Raw genomic sequence first — 2847 nt, 5'->3', positions numbered from 1 at the left:
GTAAGCGGGGCCTGAGGGCCGCCTTGCGTAATGCCCATTCGCCGGGATGATTGCCGCTCTTTGAGCGAGGTGGCGGGTGTCGGACGAGATCGAGGATTCAGCAAGCGAACGGGCGATTAATCATACGAGTAATCGTATGAGTAGTCGGATCGAGGTCGTTAGCCGGGTGTCGGGCCGTCGGCGCTGGACGGTGGAACAGAAGCTGGCCGTATTACGGGATGCATTCGGCCCCGACGGTTGCGTGCGGACAGCCTGTGAGCGCCACGACGTCGGCAGCGGCTCGATCTACACATGGCGGCAACAGGCGATGTCAGGCGAGTTGACCGGGGTGTGCAAGCCGATCGAGCCTGTATTTGCGCAGGTGCAGATCAGCGAGCAGCCGGCCTTGCCCGCCCCAACGGTTGCGGCGCGCAGCAACGGCGTGATCGGGATCGAGCTGCCGTCGGGCATCAAAGTGAGTGTGGACGCCACGGTCGATGCCGAGGCCCTGTCGCGGGTGATCGGCGCGCTGACACGATGATCCCGCTGCCGCCATCGACGCGGATCTTCCTGGCCTGCGGTGCGACCGACATGCGTAAGGGTTTCGACGGCCTGGCGGTGATGACGCAGCAGATCCTGGAGCAGAGCCCACATTCCGGTGCGCTGTTCGCCTTCCGGGGGAAGCGCGGCGATTTGGTGAAGCTGCTCTGGTATGACGGCCAGGGCATGTGCCTGTTTTCCAAGCGGATGGACCGGGGGCGCTTCGTGTGGCCGTCGACCAAGACGGGGTCGGTGATCATGACCGCGGCCCAGCTTTCGATGCTATTGGAAGGCATCGACTGGCGGCGACCTGAACGCACTTTCACCCCTTCATTGGCGGGGTAAAACGCCCATTTTCTGGCACTTCTATTAGCATTGCCACCACCAATCTGCTATATAATCGCGGTGTCGGACGCAGGCCTTTTCACTCCTGATAAAGATGCTCGGATCGCCGAGCTCGAAGCCGCATTGGCCGCCGCCCATGCCGATATTTCCGCCCGCGACATCCTGATTGATACGCTGCGCGTGCAGATTGCACGCCTCAAGCGGATGCAGTTCGGCAAGTCGTCCGAGAAGCTCGATACCCAGATTGCCCAGCTTGAGCTGGCCCTTGAAGAACTCGAAGGCGAGGCCATCGTCGCCGCCGTGCGTCGAGGCGATCCGGTAGCCGTCATTCGGCCATCACCGGTTCGGGCGCTGCCCGCCCATCTGCCGCGCGAGGAACAGCGGATCGAGCCCGATCAGGGTAACTGCACCTGTCCCGACTGCGGCGGCGCGCTGCGGCCGCTGGGGCAGGATAGCGACGAGATGCTCGATGCCGTGCCCGTGCAGTGGCGCGTCATTCGGACCATCCGCCCCAAGTATAGCTGCCGGTCCTGCGAGAAGATCGTGCAGGCGCCCGCGCCGGTAAAGGCGATAGCGCGGGGCAAGGCGACCTTCGGCACCCTGGCCCATGTCGTCGTCTCCAAGTTCGACCATCATCTGCCACTTTACCGCCAAGCCGAGATCATGGCCGCGCAGGGCATCGAGATCGACCGCTCGACGCTGGCAGGCTGGGTCGGCCAAGCATCCGTGCTGCTCGATCCAATCATCAATCGTATCCGCGAGGTCGGCCTGACCGCCTCAAAGATCCACACCGACGATACGCCGGTGCCTATGCTCGATCCAGGACGTGGCAAGACAGCGACTGGCAGGCTCTGGGCCTACGCCGTCGATGATCGCGCCTCTGGTGCGACCTCGCCGCCACTGGTCTGGTATGAGTTCACCACCGACCGCACCGGCGCGCATCCCCGACGCCAGCTGGCCAGTTTCACCGGCTATCTGCAGGCCGATGGCTATGCTGGCTATGACAAGCTCTACAACACCAACCGCGTCACCGAAGTCGCCTGCTGGGCACATTTCCGGCGCAAGATATTCGACATTCATGCGACCAAGCCGACGCCGCTCACCACTGATCTGCTGGAACGTATCGGTCAGCTCTATGAGATCGAAGCAGAGGTTCGCGGCCATCAGCCCGATATCCGACGACGAAGCCGGCAGGACCGCACCAAGCCATTGATCGACGATCTCCGCCAGGCGCTCGACGATGCCCTGCGCCGTCTTGCGCCCAAGTCGGAGATGGCCAAGGCGATCGCTTATGGCCGCAAGCGCTGGATCGCGCTGACGCGCTTCCTCGACGATGGCCGACTGGAGATTGACAATAACATAGCCGAGCGCGCCATGCGCTGCGTGGCCCTTGGCCGCAAAAACTGGTTGTTCGCAGGCTCAAAAGCAGGCGGTGATCGGGCCGCCGCCATCTACTCCATCATCGAGACTGCAAAGCTCAATGGCCTCGAACCGCAGGCCTATATCGCCGATGTCATGGGCAGGATCGCTGGCAACTGGCCCGCAGCCAAATGGGATGAACTCATGCCATGGAACTGGCGCTTGACCGACCAAGACGTTGCTCAAGCTGCCTAGTGGAGATGCCAAAGCTAGATTCTTACGCCACTCCGGCCAAGGATCATGTCGGTGACCGCAAACTGAATGCTATAGCTGCAATTTCTCTGGCACGATCCAGCATTCCAGGAGGCAATTCGCGGGTTCCATCATCATTCAGCGGGAGATCATCGATCTGGTCAAAAATCGCCCCGGCCTCGATGACCAATACCTTCAGCTCGTCATTAGTCACTCATGTTCTCCCTAATCCAACCGCATAATAGCGAAAGGAATAGAAACGATCGAGCGACATCGTAAATTTTTCAAACTCAGACACTCTCTGCCAAAATGACAGAATGTGGCCTACAAACCGCACTTACCCTGAACCGCGGTCCGCAGGCCACGCTTACG

At 61.2% G+C, this 2847-nt stretch carries 4 protein-coding genes; 3 read left to right on the top strand and 1 reads right to left on the bottom strand.

Features of this window, described 5'->3' with window-relative positions; all coding sequences use genetic code 11:
• The first annotated feature begins 136 nt into the window (after nt 1-136).
• The 3 genes from tnpA to tnpC are packed head-to-tail and all read left to right on the top strand — an operon-like array spanning nt 137 to nt 2478.
• Entirely contained in the window at nt 137-520 is a 384-nt protein-coding gene (gene tnpA / locus IL54_RS02615; protein WP_037472585.1) for an IS66-like element accessory protein TnpA, read from the top strand.
• Entirely contained in the window at nt 517-864 is a 348-nt protein-coding gene (gene tnpB, locus IL54_RS02610; protein WP_037472586.1) for an IS66 family insertion sequence element accessory protein TnpB, read from the top strand. Before tnpA ends, tnpB begins: the two co-directional genes overlap by 4 nt.
• A 60-nt stretch (nt 865-924) precedes the next feature.
• Nucleotides 925-2478, top strand: coding sequence for an IS66 family transposase (gene tnpC, locus IL54_RS02605; protein ID WP_037472588.1), 1554 nt, complete (start codon nt 925-927; stop codon nt 2476-2478).
• Nucleotides 2479-2521: 43 nt separating this feature from the next.
• On the opposite strand, the gene IL54_RS23870 is transcribed toward tnpC, so the two are convergent.
• Complete coding sequence (locus tag IL54_RS23870; RefSeq protein WP_156106061.1) at nt 2522-2689, bottom strand: hypothetical protein; 168 nt, start codon at nt 2687-2689, stop codon at nt 2522-2524.
• Between the last annotated feature and the right edge of the window lie 158 nt (nt 2690-2847).

Source organism: Sphingobium sp. ba1, from assembly GCF_000743655.1.
Taxonomy (GTDB): Bacteria; Pseudomonadota; Alphaproteobacteria; order Sphingomonadales; family Sphingomonadaceae; genus Sphingobium.
The sequence above is the reverse complement of the archived record's forward strand: the minus strand, read 5'-3'. Positions and strand labels throughout refer to the sequence as shown.